The 21,224-nt window shown below is 39.2% G+C and carries 15 protein-coding genes and 2 rRNA genes; 6 read left to right on the top strand and 11 right to left on the bottom strand.

Annotation, left to right across the window (positions count from 1 at the left end):
* The first annotated feature begins 102 nt into the window (after positions 1-102).
* On the top strand, positions 103-2,133 hold the full coding sequence (gene mnmC, locus DPX34_RS10890; protein ID WP_111978459.1) for a bifunctional tRNA (5-methylaminomethyl-2-thiouridine)(34)-methyltransferase MnmC2/FAD-dependent 5-carboxymethylaminomethyl-2-thiouridine(34) oxidoreductase MnmC1: 2,031 nt from the start codon (positions 103-105) through the stop codon (positions 2,131-2,133).
* 161 nt (positions 2,134-2,294) lie between these two features.
* Here the strand turns inward: mnmC and DPX34_RS21725 are convergent, their stop codons facing one another.
* Together DPX34_RS21725 and DPX34_RS10895 are read right to left on the bottom strand one after the other, a co-directional pair.
* On the bottom strand, positions 2,295-2,468 hold the full coding sequence (locus DPX34_RS21725; RefSeq protein ID WP_157964696.1) for a hypothetical protein: 174 nt from the start codon (positions 2,466-2,468) through the stop codon (positions 2,295-2,297).
* 188 nt (positions 2,469-2,656) lie between these two features.
* Entirely contained in the window at positions 2,657-3,418 is a 762-nt protein-coding gene (locus tag DPX34_RS10895; RefSeq protein WP_111978460.1) for a sulfite exporter TauE/SafE family protein, read from the bottom strand.
* A 168-nt stretch (positions 3,419-3,586) separates the two neighbouring features.
* Between DPX34_RS10895 and smrA the strand changes: the two genes are divergently transcribed.
* Positions 3,587-4,168 carry a DNA endonuclease SmrA gene (gene smrA / locus DPX34_RS10900; protein WP_111978461.1) on the top strand — a complete coding sequence of 194 codons (582 nt, stop codon included), beginning with the start codon at positions 3,587-3,589 and terminating at the stop codon, positions 4,166-4,168.
* A gap of 36 nt (positions 4,169-4,204) precedes the next feature.
* Here smrA and DPX34_RS21730 read toward each other — a convergent pair whose 3' ends face one another.
* Positions 4,205-4,354, bottom strand: coding sequence for a hypothetical protein (locus DPX34_RS21730; protein WP_157964697.1), 150 nt, complete (start codon positions 4,352-4,354; stop codon positions 4,205-4,207).
* 261 nt (positions 4,355-4,615) lie between these two features.
* Here DPX34_RS21730 and DPX34_RS10905 point away from each other — a divergent pair, with 261 nt between their 5' ends.
* On the top strand, positions 4,616-5,908 hold the full coding sequence (locus DPX34_RS10905) for an alkaline phosphatase (RefSeq protein WP_111978462.1): 1,293 nt from the start codon (positions 4,616-4,618) through the stop codon (positions 5,906-5,908).
* A 119-nt stretch (positions 5,909-6,027) separates the two neighbouring features.
* Here DPX34_RS10905 and pta read toward each other — a convergent pair whose 3' ends face one another.
* Both pta and DPX34_RS10915 read right to left on the bottom strand, forming a co-directional pair.
* Positions 6,028-8,130 carry a phosphate acetyltransferase gene (gene pta / locus DPX34_RS10910; protein ID WP_111978463.1) on the bottom strand — a complete coding sequence of 701 codons (2,103 nt, stop codon included), beginning with the start codon at positions 8,128-8,130 and terminating at the stop codon, positions 6,028-6,030.
* 79 nt (positions 8,131-8,209) lie between these two features.
* Positions 8,210-9,409: an acetate/propionate family kinase gene (locus DPX34_RS10915; protein ID WP_111978464.1), complete on the bottom strand. Its 1,200-nt coding sequence runs from the start codon at positions 9,407-9,409 to the stop codon at positions 8,210-8,212.
* Between the two features lie 126 nt (positions 9,410-9,535).
* Between DPX34_RS10915 and DPX34_RS10920 the strand changes: the two genes are divergently transcribed.
* Positions 9,536-9,754 carry a DUF6500 family protein gene (locus tag DPX34_RS10920; RefSeq protein WP_111978465.1) on the top strand — a complete coding sequence of 73 codons (219 nt, stop codon included), beginning with the start codon at positions 9,536-9,538 and terminating at the stop codon, positions 9,752-9,754.
* Between the two features lie 90 nt (positions 9,755-9,844).
* Here the strand turns inward: DPX34_RS10920 and DPX34_RS10925 are convergent, their stop codons facing one another.
* Positions 9,845-10,918 carry a peptidase M42 gene (locus tag DPX34_RS10925; protein WP_111978466.1) on the bottom strand — a complete coding sequence of 358 codons (1,074 nt, stop codon included), beginning with the start codon at positions 10,916-10,918 and terminating at the stop codon, positions 9,845-9,847.
* A 213-nt stretch (positions 10,919-11,131) separates the two neighbouring features.
* Entirely contained in the window at positions 11,132-12,151 is a 1,020-nt protein-coding gene (locus DPX34_RS10930; RefSeq protein ID WP_111978467.1) for a succinylglutamate desuccinylase, read from the bottom strand.
* A gap of 181 nt (positions 12,152-12,332) precedes the next feature.
* Between DPX34_RS10930 and DPX34_RS10935 the strand changes: the two genes are divergently transcribed.
* The gene (locus DPX34_RS10935) at positions 12,333-14,099 is read left to right on the top strand and encodes a glycoside hydrolase family 3 N-terminal domain-containing protein (protein ID WP_111978468.1); all 1,767 of its coding nucleotides are present in this window, start codon (positions 12,333-12,335) and stop codon (positions 14,097-14,099) included.
* 204 nt (positions 14,100-14,303) lie between these two features.
* Here DPX34_RS10935 and DPX34_RS10940 read toward each other — a convergent pair whose 3' ends face one another.
* Both DPX34_RS10940 and DPX34_RS10945 read right to left on the bottom strand, forming a co-directional pair.
* On the bottom strand, positions 14,304-15,176 hold the full coding sequence (locus DPX34_RS10940) for a mechanosensitive ion channel family protein (protein WP_111978469.1): 873 nt from the start codon (positions 15,174-15,176) through the stop codon (positions 14,304-14,306).
* A 14-nt stretch (positions 15,177-15,190) separates the two neighbouring features.
* The gene (locus DPX34_RS10945; RefSeq protein WP_111978470.1) at positions 15,191-16,171 is read right to left on the bottom strand and encodes a magnesium transporter CorA family protein; all 981 of its coding nucleotides are present in this window, start codon (positions 16,169-16,171) and stop codon (positions 15,191-15,193) included.
* 145 nt (positions 16,172-16,316) lie between these two features.
* Between DPX34_RS10945 and DPX34_RS10950 the strand changes: the two genes are divergently transcribed.
* A complete protein-coding gene (locus tag DPX34_RS10950) occupies positions 16,317-17,783 on the top strand; it encodes a hybrid sensor histidine kinase/response regulator (protein ID WP_111978471.1) in 1,467 nt (488 codons plus the stop codon).
* A 212-nt stretch (positions 17,784-17,995) separates the two neighbouring features.
* Here DPX34_RS10950 and rrf read toward each other — a convergent pair.
* Positions 17,996-18,110 (bottom strand): 5S ribosomal RNA (rrf, locus tag DPX34_RS10955).
* 95 nt (positions 18,111-18,205) lie between these two features.
* Positions 18,206-21,085 (bottom strand): 23S ribosomal RNA (locus DPX34_RS10960).
* Positions 21,086-21,224 lie beyond the last annotated feature (139 nt).

The following is a 21,224-nucleotide window of genomic DNA, read 5'->3' on the forward strand; positions in this document are numbered from 1 at the left end:
GTAGAAAAGCGAACCGATATGTTTTTTGTTAAAAACACATTATTTAAGTAGAATGTCCCACTTAAAAAAATAAGCTAACTAAGTGATCAATACGTGAGTAACATGACGCCAGCGGATATCTGTTTTAATGAAAACGGCATTCCTATTTCAAATGCCTTCGATGATATTTACTACTCAAAAGAGAATGGGTTACAAGAGTCTATTTACGTATTTCAAGAAGGTAACGATTTAACTGAACGGTGGTTAGCTTGGACAAGCTCACATTTTTGTATTGCTGAAACAGGTTTTGGCACAGGTTTAAATTTTTTAGCTGTTTGTGATAGCTTCAACTCGTTTAAAATCAACAATCCCGATCACCCTCTCCAGCGTCTTATTTTTATTAGTTTCGAAAAATATCCATTAGAAAAAAAACAATTAGCGCAAGCACTACAACAATGGCCTAACCTTGCAACGTGGCGCGAAAGACTCTTAAAACATTATCCCTCTTTATTACCGGGGCCTAATCGGTTACTTATTTCAGATGATATAACCCTAGATTTATGGTTTGGTGACGTATTAGAACAAGCACCAACGATAAATTCGACACGACAAATAGGTACAGAAAGAAGAGAAGGCATCGTCGACGCTTGGTTTTTAGATGGCTTTGCGCCTAGTAAAAACCCTGATATGTGGAGTGAAACCTTATTTGGCCAAATTGCACGCTTAACCAAAATAGAAGGTACATTATCAACTTTTACGGCGGCGGGTTTTGTCAGAAGAGGCTTAATAGCACAGGGCTTTACGGTAAATAAACGCAAAGGTTTTGGCCACAAACGCGAAATGATAGTCGGCGTGCTAACCTCTGCAGCGGCAACCGAAAAAAAACAGAGTAGAGCCACAATAAAAAGTAATCACTTACACCCTATTCCGTATGCCAATAATAAAACCCAAGCGATAAGTATTATAGGCGGAGGTATAGCTGGTTTGTGCTGTGCTGATGCTTTAGCTAAACGCGGGTTTAAAGTAAACGTATATACCAGCGGTGAGCTAGCTGATATGGCGTCGGGTAATCCTCAAGGTGCTATTTATCCACTAATACAACTCAGGCACAACCCACTAAGTGAATTACACATAAAATGTTTTGAATTTGCTAGCCAGTATTATCAAACTAAGCGCGAAGCGCTAACATTTGGTTTTGAAAAGTGTGGCGTAATTCAGCCCGCTTTTAATGAAGACCGCGCGCGTAGATTAAAGCAATTAAGCCAAGACCAAAGCAGCCCTGCAACACTGGTTAAGGCGGTCAATGCTGAGCAAGCAAGCGAACTTGCAGGAATAAAAATAACAGACGATGCGTGGTTTTATCCTGAAGGCGGTTGGTTAAACCCCAGCAGCTTTATTCAAGCACTTGCAACCGATTTAACACAACATAAAAATGTGACTATACAGACTCAATCAAAAATAGAAAAAATAAGTAAAACAGATCAGGGTTGGTCACTTTGGCACAAAAACAGCCTAATAAATAAGAGTGAGCAAGTCGTTTTATGTAATGCGTACGAAATGCTCGACTTCACTCAAAGTGAAGGTATAGAGCTTTACCCTGTGCGCGGGCAAGTCAGTCAATTGTCAAGTTCAGGTAACTTAGCTAACCTAAAATCGGTCATATGCCATAAAGGCTATTTAACACCGGCTTGGCAACATAAACATTGTGCAGGAGCCAGTTTTATAAAAGGAATATCAAGCCTAGAGCCCACAGAGAAAGAAAAACGAGCCAATATCGAACAGCAGCAATCTCATTTACAAGCAGCTGAGATCGATTTTGCCGCGTTACATATCCCAAATGATGAAAGAGTTAGCCATCGCACCTGCACACAAGACCATTTACCGATTGTTGGACCTCTTTTCGACAAAAATACCTTTATCCGTACTCATCATGACCTCTGGAAAGGGCAATTACCCAAATCGACCGTTAACACACTAAGCGGACTTTATTGTATTAGTGGACTAGCAGCTCGCGGGCTCAACTCTGCTCCCCTATTGGCAGAAACAATTGCTGGGATGATAAACAATGAACCCCTCCCTTTTTCGCAATCGTTGCTGGATGCTTTTAATCCCAATCGATTTTTGATTAAAAATATCATTAGAAAAACCATTTAGTTTATGATTTGGCTACTGAAAATTAATAACAAATAGGTTTAACAAGCTAGCTATAATTTGTGTTTTTGTGTTTTTGGAAAAGGATTATTGAGGGGGGAGCCTGTAATCGGCGGTTCCGAAGAACCGAGGGGTGCCGATTTTCAGGAGATATTATTGTCGTGTTATTTTATAGAACGGAAACAGTTGTCTGGTTGATAGTACGATTTTAATTCTTCAACGTCTTTTTCAAGGAGTTGCAAAATACCGATAACCGATTCTAAAGCAGTATTGTCAATCTCAGCCATTTCTGGTGCAATAAAATCAGCGCTATCTAATTGTACGGGTTCACTAAACATGGTTACTGTCTCGCCTATAACTTAGTTATAATATGTATCGGAGCCCAATGAAAATGCTTTAGTAAAAATTTGATTTATTTTAAATTTATTTTTTTAATATCAATTTAACTAGGTCATATTAGTCAATTTCAATCTGCAAACAAGCCGAATAACAACGCAATTAAACAAGCTTCATTATCACTAGTATTTTATAAACTAAAAGCTTTAATGTACAAACCTATGCCAGACAGAATAGTCATCATTTCAAAACAACGTTTAACCAAAATATTACCTTTTGCTAAGGCTAAATGCGCACCGACATAACCGCCAATCAACGAGCCTAAAATTAACACAGGCAGCCAATCCCACTGCACTGTTTCTTGTAAAGCCAATGTAATAGCCCCTGCCCCATTCCAGAAAATACCCACTAGCACTAAAGTGTAAGATACCGCCCGTGTGTAGCTCATACCAAACCAATAAATTAGCCACAACGTAACAAACAACCCTGTACCGGATGTGAGCGACCCATTTAAAATACCAATTAAAAACAAGCCTATAGCACCAACTAAATACCCTTTTAAATTAATATTTTTTAACGATTCAACCAAACCTAAACTGGGTTTAATAATAGAATATAAACCCAGCGCAATCGTTAATGTGCCTAGGGAAACCATAGCAGTAAAGGGAGGTATATCTAAAATAAAATTAGCGCCAAGTACAACACCAGGCAATGCACCAATCAACATTATCGTCACTAAAGGCCATTGATAACCGCCATTTTTTAAGTGCTTTATCGAAGCGCCTAAACCCAATGCAACCGATGCAATTTTGTGAGTTGCTAAGGCAATACTAAAAGGTAAACCAAGAAAAATAAGTGCCGGTAACTGAAGTAAACCCGCCCCTCCGCCAGCTAATGAAGAAAGGGTATTCGCCACTAAACTAACAAAAAATAAAACAATAAGATCAAACATAAATAAATACAGAAAATGAAAAAAAACGATTATACCTGAAGGGAATAATAAATGAGCGTAAGTTTATTTATTAAGGTTTATCATCAATAACATTGAATTAACACACATTTAAGGATATAAAAATAACCTGTTGATGTTTCGTTGAATTGATTAATTATTGAGGCTCAAATGAATAATGAACTTGATCTTTTTATGCAAGAAATGGCCGACGTTAAACCGCTCGTTCAGCAACCTCAAATTGAAAAAGTGAAATCAGAACCCAGTTTAGCGCAATTAGCGCGTCGAGCGGCGGCTCAAAATGATTTGGCTTTTGATCCTAATACCCTCTCAAACGAATTTGTTGAGCCAATTGACCCATATGATGTATTAGTCTATAAAAAAGAGGGAGTGCAGGAAGGCGTCTGTAAAAAGTTAAGGCTAGGTAAATATCCCATTGAAACGCGTTTAAACCTTAACCACTTAACCGTACAAGAAGCCCGAACCGAGACCTTTAATTATTTGAAAAATTGTTATCAACGTAATATTAGATTAATAAATATAGTTCATGGTATAGGTCTGAACAGTAAACCCTATCCGGCAATTTTAAAAAGTCATATTAATAAATGGCTAAGGGAGTTGGATATCGTGCTTGCATTTCACACAGCGATAAAAGTACATGGTGGTTATGGTGCGACTTATGTGCTACTTAAAAAAAGTGAAGAAAAGCGCATCGAAAACAGAGAACGGTTCGCTAAACGCCTCGGTAAATAATAAGTATAAAAAAACCGCAATAAAGCGGTTTTTTTATTAATCGTTGTTAGCGTTTGTTTGCTGAACTATTGTTAGTTGCTCGTCACTGAGCTCGGCAGTTGCAGTATTAAAAAAGGCAGAAACAGCCATTATAATAACCGCAATGGCAACAATAGTCAGGTTAACACCCTGAGACGTCTTATTCATGGGTCTTTACCAATTGTTAAGCTTTATTATTTTTATTTGTTTACCATAATCAATATAACTAAATTGTACAATAAAGTGTTTATTTATTACGGATAATCTATATTAGAGCGTTTTTTAAACGATAACAAGACCTTAGATCGTAAAAAACTAAAAAAAATAACAAATTACTTTTAGGTAAATATGTTTGTATACTTAGGCGTAACAAGTCGTTTTTACCGAGAATAATAAAAGGTGAATGCGACAGGAAATTGGAAATCATACATGCAACTATCCCGTTTAATTTTTTGTTTATTTATCTTTACGTTCGCTTCATTATTGCAAGCAAAAGAGATTACCCCCCCTAAAAATATCATCTATTTTATTGGTGATGGCATGGGCCCTAGCCATGTCTCCGCGTCACGCTATTTTCACCGTGAACAACGCCCTGACCAACCTTTTATTTTTGACGAGTTTAAAACGGGATTAGCAACAACTTACCCAGATGATAACCGCACAATTGTAACCGATTCGGCAGCATCGGCTACCGCACTAGCAACGGGCATTAAAACATACAACGGGGCAATAGGTGTTGACAGTAACAAGCAAGCACTAAAAACGTTATTTGAATATGCAAAAGAAAATGGAAAACAAACTGGATTGGCCGTTACCTCTCAAGTGACTCATGCAACTCCAGGCAGTTTTTATGCCCATCAACCGCACCGTAAAGAATATGCTGAAATAGCTAATTGGTTAGTCGACAACAAAACAGCAAATAAGCCAATTGTCGACGTGATATTAGGCGGTGGTACGCGTGATTTAATAAGAGAAGATCGAAATATCGCACAAGAGCTTAAAACTAAAGGCTATCAATATATAACAGATATTAATCAAGTGACTCAGATTAAAAGCCCTGCTTTAGGTTTATTTCACCCTGTTGGTTTTCCTAAAGCAATCGATAGTGATGAGCTACGCTTGAGCAAAATGACACAAGGTGCATTAACTGCATTATCGCCTGCTGAGAATGGTTTTGTTTTATTAGTAGAAGGCAGTCAAATAGACTGGTGTGCACACGAAAATGAAATAGCATGTTTACTGGCCGAAATGCATGATTTTGAAAATGCAATTAACGTTGCTTTCGAATTTGCTAAAAACAGAGATGACACACTCATTGTCATCACCGCCGATCATGAAACCGGTGGACTCTCAATTGGTGCAAACAAAGATTATGCTTGGTTTTATAAAAAAATAGCGCAAATAAAAGCCAGTGCTGAAAAAATATCCGATGAAATGAAAGCCAAACATAAAGTAAACAGTATCTGGAACAAATGGATTGGTTTTGAATTAACAAAAGATGACAAAAAAGCATTAAAGAAAGTGTTAAAAACGGATCCTGATAATTTAGAGTCAGCGGTTAACGATTTAATAAATACATACACATTGACGGGTTGGACAACGACGGGGCACACTGGCAGTGATGTGCAAATATTTAGTTATGGTGTAGGCAGTGAACACTTTACCGGCATGATGGACAACACGGATATTGCTAAAAAGCTCATTAACTTTGTCACCCACTAACAACATAGCCTATATAATAATTAAACGAGTTCGTCATTTAGACGAACTCGGTAATTCAAATAATGGGCAGAACCGCGAATTGAATCTAATCTCTCCCCCCTAGTATTCAACAATAGATCCTACTGTGCTTGAATAGCGGTTAAAGCAATCGTATAAACAATATCATCAACCAATGCACCGCGGCTTAAATCATTAACCGATTTGTTTAAACCTTGCAGCATAGGGCCAATGCTAATTACATTAGCAGAGCGTTGTACGGCTTTATATGTTGTATTACCCGTGTTTAAATCCGGAAATACAAACACATTTGCTTTACCGGCAACAGGACTGTTTGGCGCTTTACTTTTAGCAACCGCAACTACACTTGCCGCATCGTATTGCAAAGGTCCATCAATTAACAAATCTGGCCTTTTTTCTTTGGCAAGAGCCGTTGCTTTAATCACTTTATCAACATCGGCACCACCACCACTTGCCCCAGTGCTATAACTGATCATTGCAATTTTAGGTTCAATCCCAAATGCTTTAGCTGAGTCGCCCGATTGAATAGCTATTTCAGCTAATTGTTCTGCTGTCGGGTCGGGATTAACGGCACAATCACCATATATCACGACTTGTTCAGGTAAACACATAAAGAAGATAGAAGAAACCAAATTAGTATCAGGTTTAGTTTTTATTAATTGCAAAGCCGGTCGGATGGTATTAGCCGTTGTATTAACCGCGCCTGAAACTAAACCGTCAACTTGATCTAATGCTAACATCATCGTGCCTAGCACAACGGGGTCTTCTAATTGCTCTTCTGCTTGCTGAACCGACATTTTTTTATGCTTACGCAATGTTTGTAATGGCACAATAAAATCAGCGGCTATATGCTGCGGATCGATAATTTCAATTTGCGATGGGATTGTGAGCGATAAACTGTCAGCTAATAATAAAATTTTAGTTTTATCGCCTAACAAAATACAGTGGGCAATATTTTTTTCCGCACAAATAATTGCTGCCTGTATAGTTCTGATCTCTTCTCCTTCTGGCAATACAATGCGTTTAACTTGTTGACGAGCAGACTCAATTAAATGATGCCTAAAGGCAGCGGGCGAGAGTTTAAAGTTGCGAGAAACGTTAATTTTTTCAGCTAACCACGTTAAATCTAATGCTTCAGAAATTTCAGACATCACCGTTTGCATTCGATTCATATCATCAGCAGGCACACTGCTTTCGATCGTGCTGAGTTTTTGAGCACATAAATAGGTATTACTTTGATCAAGCAAGATCGGCAAACCGGTATTAACGGCTTGCTGACACAGCTTTAGCATTTCTTGACCAGGTTTATAGCCACCCGTTAATAATATGCCCGCAAGTTGAACCCCATTTAAAGCGGCCATGCAAGCAACTAATAGAACATCATCGCGATCACCCGGCGTAATCAACAAAGTGCCAGACTTCAAGGAATCAAGCATATTATGCACCGTGCGTGCACAAATAGTAACCTGGCTAATACGTCGAGTGAGTTGCGCATTGTCATTCAATATCTCACACGTTAAATGTTTAACGACATCAATCATTCTGGGCGCAAGCAGCTGAGGAGAAAAAGGGATCTGCCCTATGCATTTAAAACGTACATTAGGCAAATTCAATGGTGTAGGGGTCGTCGTTTTTATTTCAGTATCGATGGGTAAAATAGCGTCTTGGGTATTCACTTTTTTACCCACTTTATTTAGAACATAGCCTAAAACTTGACTGTCATTAGTTCCACAATACGCATTGGCCGTTATATTTATTTGATTGGCTAATTCATCTAAATTTAGTTTATTTTGTGCTGCGACTAAAATAATTTGGCTATCTAACGTGGTCGCAATTTTTGAATTAATTCGATGGATAAAAGGGCTATTTTCTTGGGGTACTAACCCCTCTAGAATTAATACATCAGCACCTTTTGCTGCTCGTTGACAAATATCGACGATCAGCTCCATTAAATCATCTTCTTTACCCTCTGCCATCATTTTTTGTGCAAGCGCTAATGTTAACGGCTGAGGGGGCTGAATGTTTTGAATAACCTGTACAAAGTTTAGTGATGGATCTGCCTGAGTATTATCTTGATGTTGCTCTATTGGTTTGCAAAACCCTAATTTCAAACCAAGTTTATCTAAACCATTGAGCAAACCTAAACAAACCGATGTCAACCCCGTGCCATAACCGGTTGGGGCGACAAAAAAACTATGTCTCATAATTACGATAACTCCATTGTTTATATGCTTAATTACGATTTAAATGCAATGCGGATAATTAAGATTGATGACTGCTAACTTATAGTTGCTCAATAATATTTTTCGTTTGCTCTGCAATCATTAATTCTTCGTTTGTTGGAATAACAAGAATGGTAATAGCAGCATGCAAAGGGCTAATAATCCCCGAATCATTGCCATGTTCTTGATTAAAGCCACTGTCTAACAACGCGCCAAATACACGTAAATGTTGGATAGTTTTAGCCCGTACAATTGCAGAGTTCTCACCAATTCCCCCTGTAAACACAATGGCATCGAGTTGTGTTAACGCCACACTTAGCGCCGCTATTTGTTTAGCTAAACGATAACAAAAAACCTCTAATGCGATCATAGCTTGTTGATCTTGCCGCTCAGCTAATGCGCAAATTTTTCGCATATCATTCGTTTTTCCAGATAACCCTAGCAATCCACTCTGTTTATTTAAAATATCCGTAACTTGTGCAAGTGTGATGTTTAAGCGCTCAGCTAAATAGGCATGTAACCCAGGATCGACATCTCCGCTGCGAGTTCCCATCACGACGCCTTCAAGCGGCGTTAAGCCCATACTGGTATCAACAGATTGACCATTCGAAATAGCGCAAACACTTGAACCATTACCTAAATGAGCCGTAATAATACCGCTTCGATCTGGATTTAAAGCTAAACGTTGGATAGCTTGTAATGCGACAAATTCATGGCTGGTACCATGAAAACCATATTTACGAACGCCCAGTTCTAGGTAATAGGTATAAGGAACTGGGTATAAATAAGCATGCTCTGGCATACTTTGATGAAATGCAGTATCAAACACCGCCACCTGAGGCACATCCGGCATAAGTGATGCGATTTGCGTGATACCGAGTAAATTAGCAGGATTGTGTAAAGGCGCTAATGCATTACAAGATGCTATTTGCTGTTTAACTTCATCGGTAACTAAAGTCGCTGATTTAAACTTTTCACCACCATGTACGACACGGTGCCCGACCCCAATCAACCGAAGTTCAGGTATTAATAATTCGATTTGGGTTAATAACGCTTTTAAGATAAGTTGATGATCAGCATCGCCGAGTTGCAAAATAGTTAATTGACCATTTATTTGATTTTTTATTTTGAGGTTTGCATCAGGCGAATTTAAACATTCCGCTAATCCGGTTAGCAACGTTTGAAAATGTTGACCTGAAATTAAACAAAACTTTAAAGAAGAACTTCCAGAGTTTAAAACTAAATAAGCAGTTTGATTCACGTTCACTCCTAGCGAAAAATAATATAAACAATGCCTTTGAATGTATTCTAAAGAGCTATTGCTGATAAAATATAGAACTAGATCAAATTAAAGTGAATCAATAACAAAAAACGGAAAAGTGAAGTGATGAGAACCGAACTTAGAACCAAAATAATTAATATTTGTGAAACTAAAATAGTCAGTAAAGGAGATAATGTGGGGCTATCATTTTATGCATTTTTCAAAAATAAAAATGATGACCCCGAACTGTTAATGGAAGCCGCTACGTGGTGGATCCAAACCCACCAATTAGATCATTTTGTTAAAGCAAAAATAATCAAAAAAATGGTTGAGCAAGGCTTATAAAATACCTTGCTCACATCAAAATTGAGTAATTGTTTCAGCAATGAGTCGTAAGCTCGTTATTTACTAGCGGTAATACGGTTATCGCGATTATTAACTAATCTTAGCTAAGTGCTTTAATACATCTAAAAAAGCCACAACCGAAGAAATAGGCGCAGATTCTGACATAGTATGGTAGCCAGACGTTGGAATTTGCAATGTTGTTCCATCAACCAAACGATTTGAAGCCGTTATAATACGCCCCATTTCTGTTGACCCTAGGCTATAGGGTTCCTCACCTCGACTGATACGGCCTTTATTAATATCTTTAGTAAACTCATCTTTAAAAATAGTGCTAAAGCCTAATTTATCGCACACTCTGAGTAATTTACTCGTCAGTTCGGTATTAAAACTGGCGTTAGCATCGGAGTAACGTAACACCAAATCTTGGGCCGCTGCATCGGAAAAGTTAGGAAAGGGACTCGTATCCACAACAATTAATTGGTTCGTTTTACCGCCAAATCGCAAAAACCATTCGAGTAAATAGCGCCAGCTTTTACCCGCTTCTTCTGCGGCAGTAAAAAAGGCCGTACCTTGAAAACCAAGTTCATACATATAAACCAAAACGGCAGCCGTTAATACATTATCAAGTTGACCCACAAGCGCATCTTCAGTGATCGTTAACTTGTCCGTAAAGGCAATCGGTGTGCCAGCAATCAAATGCGCTAATCCATCTAATTCAAACGTTAAATTATTACGTTTAGAGCAAATATACGCATGCTTAACAAAGCCACTCCCGCGATAAGCTCCCGACCAAGGCTCGTATGCAAAGACTTTTTGATTTGGAAAGCGTGTCAGAATTTTCCGCATTAAATGCTCATCAACAGAATTACCCAGCAGATCAGAACGACTTCCCGCAACAAAGGCTGCATATTGAAATTCATTAGGCCCAGTACAAATCAACCCATGCCGATCAATGTGCGCAGATAAATATAAACTTTCAGGATCACTACCTTGTGCAACAAGCACACCTTCATACCATGTTACTTTAACGCCACGCTCTTCTAACTCGCGCTGTAAAACACGAAAAAAAGAATGCTCAGCGCCGACTACACTTGGGCTACGAACAAGCTGTGAAATAAGATTAATTAACGATTCAGGCAAACTAGCTAAAGTAGATTTATTCATTCGTTTGAATTATTTTCCTATCAATAATGCAACAATACTTTATTGTAAAAACAGGTATTTAAATAACAAAAAAATTGAATATTTAACCCTCTTCATTTTTCCGATTTATATACTTGAATTATCGCGATAGCAATTTATTTAACGCGCTGATTAATAACATTTCAAACTAATAATAGATGATAAAAAACGCAGGCGTGTTAACGGTTTTCGATGTCACTGTAGTCGATTAAGTAATAAACCCGCACGTTGACCAATTTGGACATTTTTGTTTGGAAAGACAATATAGACAGGTTTATCTTTTACACATTCCAAATATTGCTGATCTTTATAAACACTGCATCCTTTGTGAAAAATAGTAAAATTTTTTACATCATCTTTAAACAGAAATTCAAACTGCGCGCTATTTTTAATTATGGTTTTAGCAACGGTAAAAAAATGCATTTGAGAGGCGGAGTATTCACGCCATGTGGCAGGCATTAACAATGTTGTTTTACTAATGAGATTAATTAATTGTTGCAAGACAATCGATAAATCAACCAGGTTATTACGACCTAAAGGTGCCGCGTGTCCCAGTTCAACGGTCATGCTTTGACAATGATGATAAGTATGGGTAAAAAAACTGAACGTATTGGTTGCTTCATTTGAAAAAATAGTCGCCTGAACGCCCGCTTGCTCAATAAAATATAACCAATCGTGGTCAACCCTGCTATCTTGACAATAAGGATGGATCGCAAAAAAAGGATAATGACTACGTCGAATTGAACAATGTAAATCTAGGTGATAACGCGGTCTTTCATTATTATCAACCTGAGTAAAAAACGCGGCAACCGCTTTTTTTACTTGCTCGACCCGCTCACCTTCATAACCAAACCTGCCGCTATCATGATTCTCTACTTTATTATCAACACCATAAAATAAACGATTCAAATTATAATCGACTTGTCGTTCACCGCGAATTAAAGCAAGAGGATTGCCGACTATTAATAATAATCGTTGATTTAGCACAATTGACTCTTCAAAAATTAAATTAATTAATCGTTCACATAGCTCAATAGGAGCCGCTTCATTACCGTGTATACCAGACGATATGATGACATCACGTTGACAAGTTTTATTTAGTGGTTCGAATAAGTAGATCCCACAATTGAGCCTCGTCACGCGTGTATGCGAGCTAATAACCTGAATTTCTGTTGTCGAAACTCGCTTTAATACATCTTCAATAAGTCGGATCATCAAGAATACTCAACAATTGGGTCATGTATTAAGTTTAGTTGAATTAATCGAATAGATGGCGAACAGCGTTAAGGGCTTATTATAGAAGGTGACATGAACTCAGGATTGTCACAGCGTCCGAGTTACTTTATTAATTAACATGGGTATAATATTCATTATACCCCGCTAAAAAAAATGTAAAATGCCAATAAAATCGCCCAGCCTCAAGCATAAAATAGCTCAAAAATTAATGCTTGATCTCCGCTTCTACTCTTCAGCTACAACGCAAAAATTAGAGCCTGTTACCGAATTACCCAATGAGATAGCCTCATTGATATCAGATACAGGATTAGGTGGGGTGATTTTATTCAGTGAAAATTTAGATAACGCACAACAGATTATAAAGTTAACACATGACTTGCAAAAGGCAGCTCAACAATCTGAGTTCAGCTCGCCGATGCTAATATCGGTAGATCAAGAAGGCGGACGTGTTACTCGCTTACCCGTTAGTGCAAGCACACCTTTTACAGGTAACATGTCTATTGGTGCGACATACAAAAAGTTTGGCGTGCATTATGCTATAGCCACTGGCCAAGCAATTGCAAACGACCTAACATTATTAGGTATTAACGTTAATAACGCGCCTTGCATTGATATCAATAATAACCCTGATAATCCCGTTATCAATATTCGATCTTTTAGCGAAGACCCCGTTACGGTGGCTAAATTGGGTGCAGCTCAAGTTAAGGCAATGCAAAAAGAAGGTATACTTTGCGCGATCAAACATTTTCCAGGGCATGGAAATACTCAAGTAGACAGCCATACCGGATTACCCAGAGTTGATAGCTCAAGAGAAGATATCATAAGCAATGAATTGCACCCTTTTACTTATACGATCGAACATGCCGAGCCCGCAATGCTCATGACTGCGCACATTCAGTACCCTGCATTAGATAGCTCAAAGGTGATGACAAAAACGGGAAATGCAATAACACCGCCTGCGACCATGTCTTATGAAATTATGCATAATTTACTCAGAGAACAAATGCAATTTAAAGGCGTTAGCATAACTGACGCTCTCGACATGGCAGGGATCAGTGATTATTTTGATATGACACAAGCCGTGATTAACACATTTAAAGCTGACGTGGATATTGCGTTAATGCCAATTAAAATAAGAATACCGGCTGATCTAAAAAAGTTACCGGCTTTAATAACCGCGGTTGAACAAGCCGTTAATGCTCATGAACTTAATAGAGAACAGCTTAATATTTCATATGAACGAATACAAAAACTGAAGCAACAGTATGATCTTGAACAGACTGTTAATGTTTCCCTAAATCAAAAAACATTCAGATTTAATAGCCGACAAAACAGCGATCATAAAAGGCTAGAACAAGCGTTAGCGTATAACAGTGTAACCTTATACAAAGGAAAAATAGACAAAGCACTGATAGGGTTATTAACGCAAAAAGTCCATATCGTGATGCCTGACACAGCTAAAGCAACAATATTAACCAAAGCAATCCAAAACGAAGTACCCTTTCAAATTTCAGTTCAAGTATCTAGTTTACTTGATGTAAAAACTAGCATATTAACTAAACGCACTAAAGCGTGTGAACTACTCATTATCGGTCATATTGCACCTAAACAAAGTGCCGTTGAGTTTGGTGGAATTGATGATTTAGAACGAGTGAAAGCACTGGATAAATTAAATGCCAATACTTTTAAACGGTTATTAGACACATTACATAAGGCCAAAGCGTGTAATAAAAAAGTTATTTTTATTTCATTAAGAGCGCCATATGAAATAAAAGAAGTCATGGATTTAGCGGATGTAATTTTGGCAACTTACGCTTATAACATAAAAAGTGAAGGTGGTAATATACATGCTCTCCCTTATGAAGCCTTAGCCAAAGTCATTACAGGTGAACACCAAGCAATTGGCGATTTACCTGTTTCCATTTAACATGAAAGAAAAAATATATAGTCAAAGCGATCGGGTTTTAGGGGCAGGTTTCTAGTTCCAGACGAAACCTAAGTACTGACATCCATGTCAGCAAAGCCGTCAAGCTTCGAGACCCCATGAGCATATGCTCTACTACGTGATTGGGGTGAGTAAGCGCTGACAATTAACCATAAAACCTGAGCGAGAAGACTATATTTAACAGAATTAATCTAACGTTTGGTTATCTTTATGCACACTCGTTCTAATGTGAATATCCCGTTGTGGGAATGGAATTTCAATATCGTATTTTCTAAAAGCATCATCGATTGCCCATAAATAATCAGAAAATAACGATGTGGGCCGTTTAAGTTGCTCAGGGGGCACCCAAACGCCTAATGTAAAATTAAGGCTACTGTCTCCAAAACCGGTGAACCAAACAACAGGCTCTCGATCTTTAACTTTTAAGGTATATAAAACATTATCGGCTGCTTCCAAAGCGGCTTTTTTTACTAAGTTTTTATCGCTGCCATAAGCCACACTAAATGGCACACGAAAACGACGAACACTCTCTTCTAAAGTCCAATTAATAACTTTGCCATTAGTCAGTTCAGAGTTAGGAATGAGTATATCCACATTATCATTAGTACGCAGTAACGTCGCACGCATATTAACTTCCATGACTTCACCAACAACCCCAGAATCTAGCTCAATAAAGTCACCCACTTTAAGTGTTTTTTCTACCAGAATCGCGATACCAGAGACAAAATTATTAACAATACCTTGTAAACCTAAACCAATACCAATACCTAATGCACTTGCTAACAACGTTAACTTGCCTACATTAATCCCTAAAGCAGAAATGGCTAACAAGGCACCAATAACCAGTATTACATAATGAGATAAGCGTTCAAAAATGTAGCTTTGTTCACGGGTTATGTATTTATTTTGCATAGCCAGTCGCCTCAATGTTTTTCTGAGGACGGCTGAAAAAACAAAACTCGCAATGAATATAATAAGCGATATACACACTTGGTTTACCAGCAAAGTATAATCAGCAACACTAAATAATTCATAATCCCAAAGATCACGTAACAACATATATTTACCTACATTTAGAACCAATTTTTACGTTTGAAAAACGTGATCAATGCGCCACCGGTAATAAACATCACCGCTAAAAGCACAAAATAAGCATATTTAAAACCAAGTTCTGGCATGTATTGAAAGTTCATTCCATACAAACCCGCTAAGAAACTTAAAGGAACAAAAACAGCAGTGATAACCGTTAACACACGCATTGTGTTATTTAAATTATGTGAAGAAATTGATAAATAACCATCCATTAAGTCACCACAGATATCGTAATGCATTTTACTAAGCGATAATAAACGGTCAAATCGATCATGCAAGTCATTAAGCGTATGTTCAGCGTCTACCAGTGCTTGCTTCATTTCTTTACTAAAAACCTTGGAAGTTTTTAGTTCATCCGTTATCCGTGTGTGGTAATTAAACACACGTGACAATTTTACCAACCTCGACTTATAACTCGTAATTTTTGCCAGAGTTTGATCATTACCCGAGGTATTCATTGAGTTTTCAACTTCTTCTAACGACTGTTCAAATTTTAACAATTCATCTAAATAGATAGCGGCTGAAGAGTGCATAATTTTACATGCTAAGTATAACGGGTTAATTAAATGTTGTAGAATATTCGCTTCATTAGCATTTTTATCGATACCAACCGAATGGCCACGATGCACTGAAATAAGAAAGCGCTCTCCGATAAAATATGCAATTTGTTGATGATCGAATAAAAGCTCATCTTCTACTTGCTGCACGCCTCGATAGAGAATAAAAAGGTGATCATCAAAGTTTTCAAGTTTTGGGGGATGACGATCTCTTAATGCATCTTTAATCGCTAAAGGGTGTACACCAAATGACTCTAATAATTCAACAACACTAGCGTCATCACCTTTATCTATATGCACGTCAATCCATATTTTGGCAGTGCGCTTATGTCGCCATTGTGAAATTAATTCAGCTTTACCTGAGACGATGCTATCTTCAGTTGGTACTAACCAAGTTTTAATCATTTCTATACCATTTGTTGTTTTTTACTTTATAAAACAATTAACACGTTATATCGAACTTTATTATCGTATTTTGATAAATCTTCGTGATACCAAAATTGTAAATCAATGCCATACTTCAGATACCGTAAAACAATAATAATTTATAATGAAAAAAATACTCATTATAGAAGACTCAAAAGCGTTCTCACAAATTATTGCGGCCTCTATCAGAGATCAATTACACATTGATTGTGATATTGTTACGACAAGTCAAGAAGCCATCGATTTATTAGATCACCACAAATCAGACTACTTAGCCATAACCGCAGATCTAAACCATCCGGGGTCGCCTAATGGTGAGATAATAAAAAAACTTGAACCCTACGAATTGCCATGTTTAGTCTTAACGGGAGAGGTTGGGAAAACGAAAAAGAAGGAAATAACGGAGAGCAAAATTGTCTGTGATTACTTAAATAAAAATACCCCAGGCGCTTTTGATAATATTGTAAGTCAGATAAAAAGATTAGTTAATAACATGCATATAAAGGCGTTGGTCGTTGAAGACTCACTCCCTATGCGAGAGTTAATTTCATCTATACTCAAAGCCCACAATATAACGCCAATATGTGTCGATAATGCCGAAAGTGCCTTAATTGAAATAGCAAAGACCCCATCAATAAAATTGATCATCACAGATGGAGAAATGCAGGGTAAAAATGGCGTAGAACTAACCTACGAAATAAGAAAAACTCATAGCACACAAGATATGGTTATTATCGGTATATCAGGTGTCTATTCACGCGATAAATCGATAGCGTTTATAAAAGCAGGCGCGAATGACTTTTTAACAAAACCCATTATTGTGGAAGAGCTAGTCGCACGGATAAATCACAACTTAAACGTGTTAGATTACTTAGCAGAGCTGCGAGAAACAACCGAATATCAGCGTAATTTACTCCATATGGCAGCTCATGATATTCGCAACCCATTAGGCAATATATTTTCTCTAACCAACTTGTTGTTGAGTGACAACCCAATCGAGATTGATAAATGCAATAAATTTATCCCGTTGATTAATAAAACCAGCGAAAATTTAATACAATTATTAACACGCTTAACGCAATATGCGAGTGTTTCACAATTTGATCTGTCAACGAATAAAGAAGTCGCTTGCACTGAGCAATTAATTCGTCATCAATTAGACGAATATAAAAGTTTAGCTATCATTAAAGGCATTAAACTTAATTTTGATGTGCAACCTAATGTCCGAATTGACTGTGATGAAATATTGATAAGGCAAGTTATCCATAATTTAATTTCTAATGCGATTAAATACTCTCGTCTACAGACTGAAATTTATATTAAAAGTCGCCTTGATAATAACGCTTGGCTATTTCAAGTAATCGATTCAGGTCATGGGATCCCTCAAAATGAAGAGGTTTTCTTATTTAAAGCTTTCACTCGATTAAGTACTCAACCAACCAATAATGAAACATCAACGGGATTAGGATTGGCAATCAGTAAAAAAATAATACAAGCACATGCAGGAGAGATTAATTACGAGCCAAGAAAAGATGCTAAAGGTAGTTGTTTCTATTTTAATCTTCCCCTTGCGTTTTTAGAATCTAGTTAGTAACAATACACTAAACAAGAAAATATAATTCTAATTAAATTGCAGAAAAATTTGAAAAGATAAGTGACGGGTAAGAAAAAAGTCAGTGTGTCGGTAGGCATTCAAGCGAGCTAAATTGTAACCCGCGGCTTAATCCACTAAAACTAAACCAAAAACCCAAACGCCAGATACAACAAAGCCCAGTCATAAAACTGGGCTTCATCTTAATAAGTGCCTGACAGTGTGCTACTCTCACATGGGAACTCCCACACTACCATCGCCGCTATTGTGTTTCACTACTGAGTTCGAGATGGGTTCAGGTGGGGCCACAATGCTATTGCCGTCAGGCGTAAAATCGTCAATCAAAAACAAAAAAGTAAAATTCATCAAATCTTTAGCTAAAAACAAAACACTCAAATTATCCAAAGCCACATTGGCGTTGTATGGTTAAGCCTCTCGGGCAATTAGTACAGGTTAGCTCAACGCCTCACAACGCTTACACACCCTGCCTATCAACGTCGTAGTCTCCGACAACCCTACAGGACCTTAAAGGTCAGTGAGAACTCATCTCAAGGCTTGCTTCCCGCTTAGATGCTTTCAGCGGTTATCAATTCCGAACGTAGCTACCGGGCAGTGCACTTGGCAATACAACCCGAACACCAGCGGTTCGTCCACTCCGGTCCTCTCGTACTAGGAGCAGCCCCTTTCAATTCTCAAACGCCCACGGCAGATAGGGACCGAACTGTCTCACGACGTTCTAAACCCAGCTCGCGTACCACTTTAAATGGCGAACAGCCATACCCTTGGGACCGACTTCAGCCCCAGGATGTGATGAGCCGACATCGAGGTGCCAAACACCGCCGTCGATATGAACTCTTGGGCGGTATCAGCCTGTTATCCCCGGAGTACCTTTTATCCGTTGAGCGATGGCCCTTCCATTCAGAACCACCGGATCACTATGACCTGCTTTCGCACCTGCTCGACGTGTCTGTCTCGCAGTTAAGCTGACTTCTGCCATTGCACTAACCGTACGATGTCCGACCGTACTTAGTCAACCTTCGTGCTCCTCCGTTACTCTTTGGGAGGAGACCGCCCCAGTCAAACTACCCACCAGACAGTGTCCCTGAACCCGATTAGGGTCCGAGGTTAGAACATCAAACATACAAGGGTGGTATTTCAAGGTCGACTCCACAACATCTGGCGACGCTGCTTCAAAGTCTCCCACCTATCCTACACATGTAGGCTCAATGTTCACTGCCAAGCTGTAGTAAAGGTTCACGGGGTCTTTCCGTCTAGCCGCGGGTACACAGCATCTTCACTGCGATTTCAATTTCACTGAGTCTCGGGTGGAGACAGCGTGGCCATGATTACACCATTCGTGCAGGTCGGAACTTACCCGACAAGGAATTTCGCTACCTTAGGACCGTTATAGTTACGGCCGCCGTTTACCGGGGCTTCGATCAAGAGCTTCTCCGAAGATAACCCCATCAATTAACCTTCCGGCACCGGGCAGGTGTCACACCGTATACGTCATCTTGCGATTTTGCACAGTGCTGTGTTTTTAATAAACAGTTCCAGCCACCTGGTCACTGCGACTGTCGTTCGCTTACACTGTAAAAGTTTAACAAACAACAGCGTACCTTCTCCCGAAGTTACGGTACTATTTTGCCTAGTTCCTTCACCCGAGTTCTCTCAAGCGCCTTAGTATTCTCTACCTGATCACCTGTGTCGGTTTGGGGTACGATTCGAATAAACCTGAAGCTTAGCGGATTTTCCTGGAAGTATGGCATCAATCACTTCAACGCCGTAGCGCCTCGTCTCGTATCTCAGTCTTATAGAAACCCGGATTTGCCTAAGTTTCAAACCTACTTACTTTCACGTGGATAACCAACACCACGCTGATTTAGCCTGCTCCGTCTCCACATCGCAGTTTATTCAAGTACGGGAATATTAACCCGTTTCCCATCGATTACGCCGTTCGGCCTCACCTTAGGGGTCGACTTACCCTACCCTGATTAGCATGGGATAGGAAACCTTGATCTTTCGGCGGGGAAGTTTTTCACTCCCCTTATCGTTACTCATGTCAGCATTCGCACTTCTGATACCTCCAGCATGCCTTACAGCACACCTTCAACAGCCTACAGAACGCTCCCCTACCACTTGAACCTAAGTTCAAATCCGCAGCTTCGGTGCATAGTTTAGCCCCGTTAAATCTTCCGCGCAGACCGACTCGACCAGTGAGCTATTACGCTTTCTTTAAAGGATGGCTGCTTCTAAGCCAACCTCCTGGCTGTCTATGCCTTTCCACATCGTTTCCCACTTAACTATGACTTTGGGACCTTAGCTGGCGGTCTGGGTTGTTGCCCTCTTCACGGCGGACGTTAGCACCCGTCGTGTGTCTCCCGGATAGTACTCATCGGTATTCGGAGTTTGCAAAGGGTTGGTAAGTCGGGATGACCCCCTAGCCTTAACAGTGCTCTACCCCCGATGGTATTCGTCCGAGGCTCTACCTAAATAGATTTCGGGGAGAACCAGCTATCTCCCGGCTTGATTAGCCTTTCACTCCGATCCACAAGTCATCTCCTAACTTTTCAACGTTAGTGAGTTCGGTCCTCCAGTTGATGTTACTCAACCTTCAACCTGCCCATGGATAGATCGCCGGGTTTCGGGTCTATACCTAGCAACTCGACGCCCAGTTAAGACTCGATTTCTCTACGGCTCCCCTATTCGGTTAACCTTGCTACTAAATATAAGTCGCTGACCCATTATACAAAAGGTACGCAGTCACAGAACAAGTCTGCTCCCACTGCTTGTACGTACACGGTTTCAGGTTCTATTTCACTCCCCTCACAGGGGTTCTTTTCGCCTTTCCCTCACGGTACTGGTTCACTATCGGTCAGTTAGGAGTATTTAGCCTTGGAGGATGGTCCCCCCATCTTCAGACAAGATATCACGTGTCCCGTCCTACTTAATATGTATAATAAAGCCTTTCGCATACAGGACTATCACCTACTATGGTCAAACTTTCCAGAGTGTTCTGCTGGACTTTATTATATCGGCTGAACCCCTTTCGCTCGCCGCTACTCAGGGTATCTCAATTGATTTCTTTTCCTCCGGGTACTTAGATGTTTCAGTTCTCCGGGTTTGCTTCTTACACCTATGTATTCAGTGCAAGATACTCTACATAATAGAGTGGGTTGCCCCATTCGGAAATCTTGGACTCAACGTTCTTTATCAACTCGTCCAAGCTTATCGCAGATTAACACGTCCTTCATCGCCTCTAACTGCCAAGGCATCCACCGTGTACGCTTATTCACTTAACCATACAACCCAAGGTGTCCTCGGATTGCATGTCTTTTGACATTTTCGCGCGCCTTGTTTCAAATACTAAAGTTCTGATGAACTTCTTTATTTACTTTTTTGTCCTGATTGTTAAAGAGCATGGTCTTCTCTTTCGAGAAT

This window comes from Algibacillus agarilyticus, assembly GCF_003286125.1.
GTDB classification, from domain to species: domain Bacteria; phylum Pseudomonadota; class Gammaproteobacteria; order Enterobacterales; family Alteromonadaceae; genus Algibacillus; species Algibacillus agarilyticus.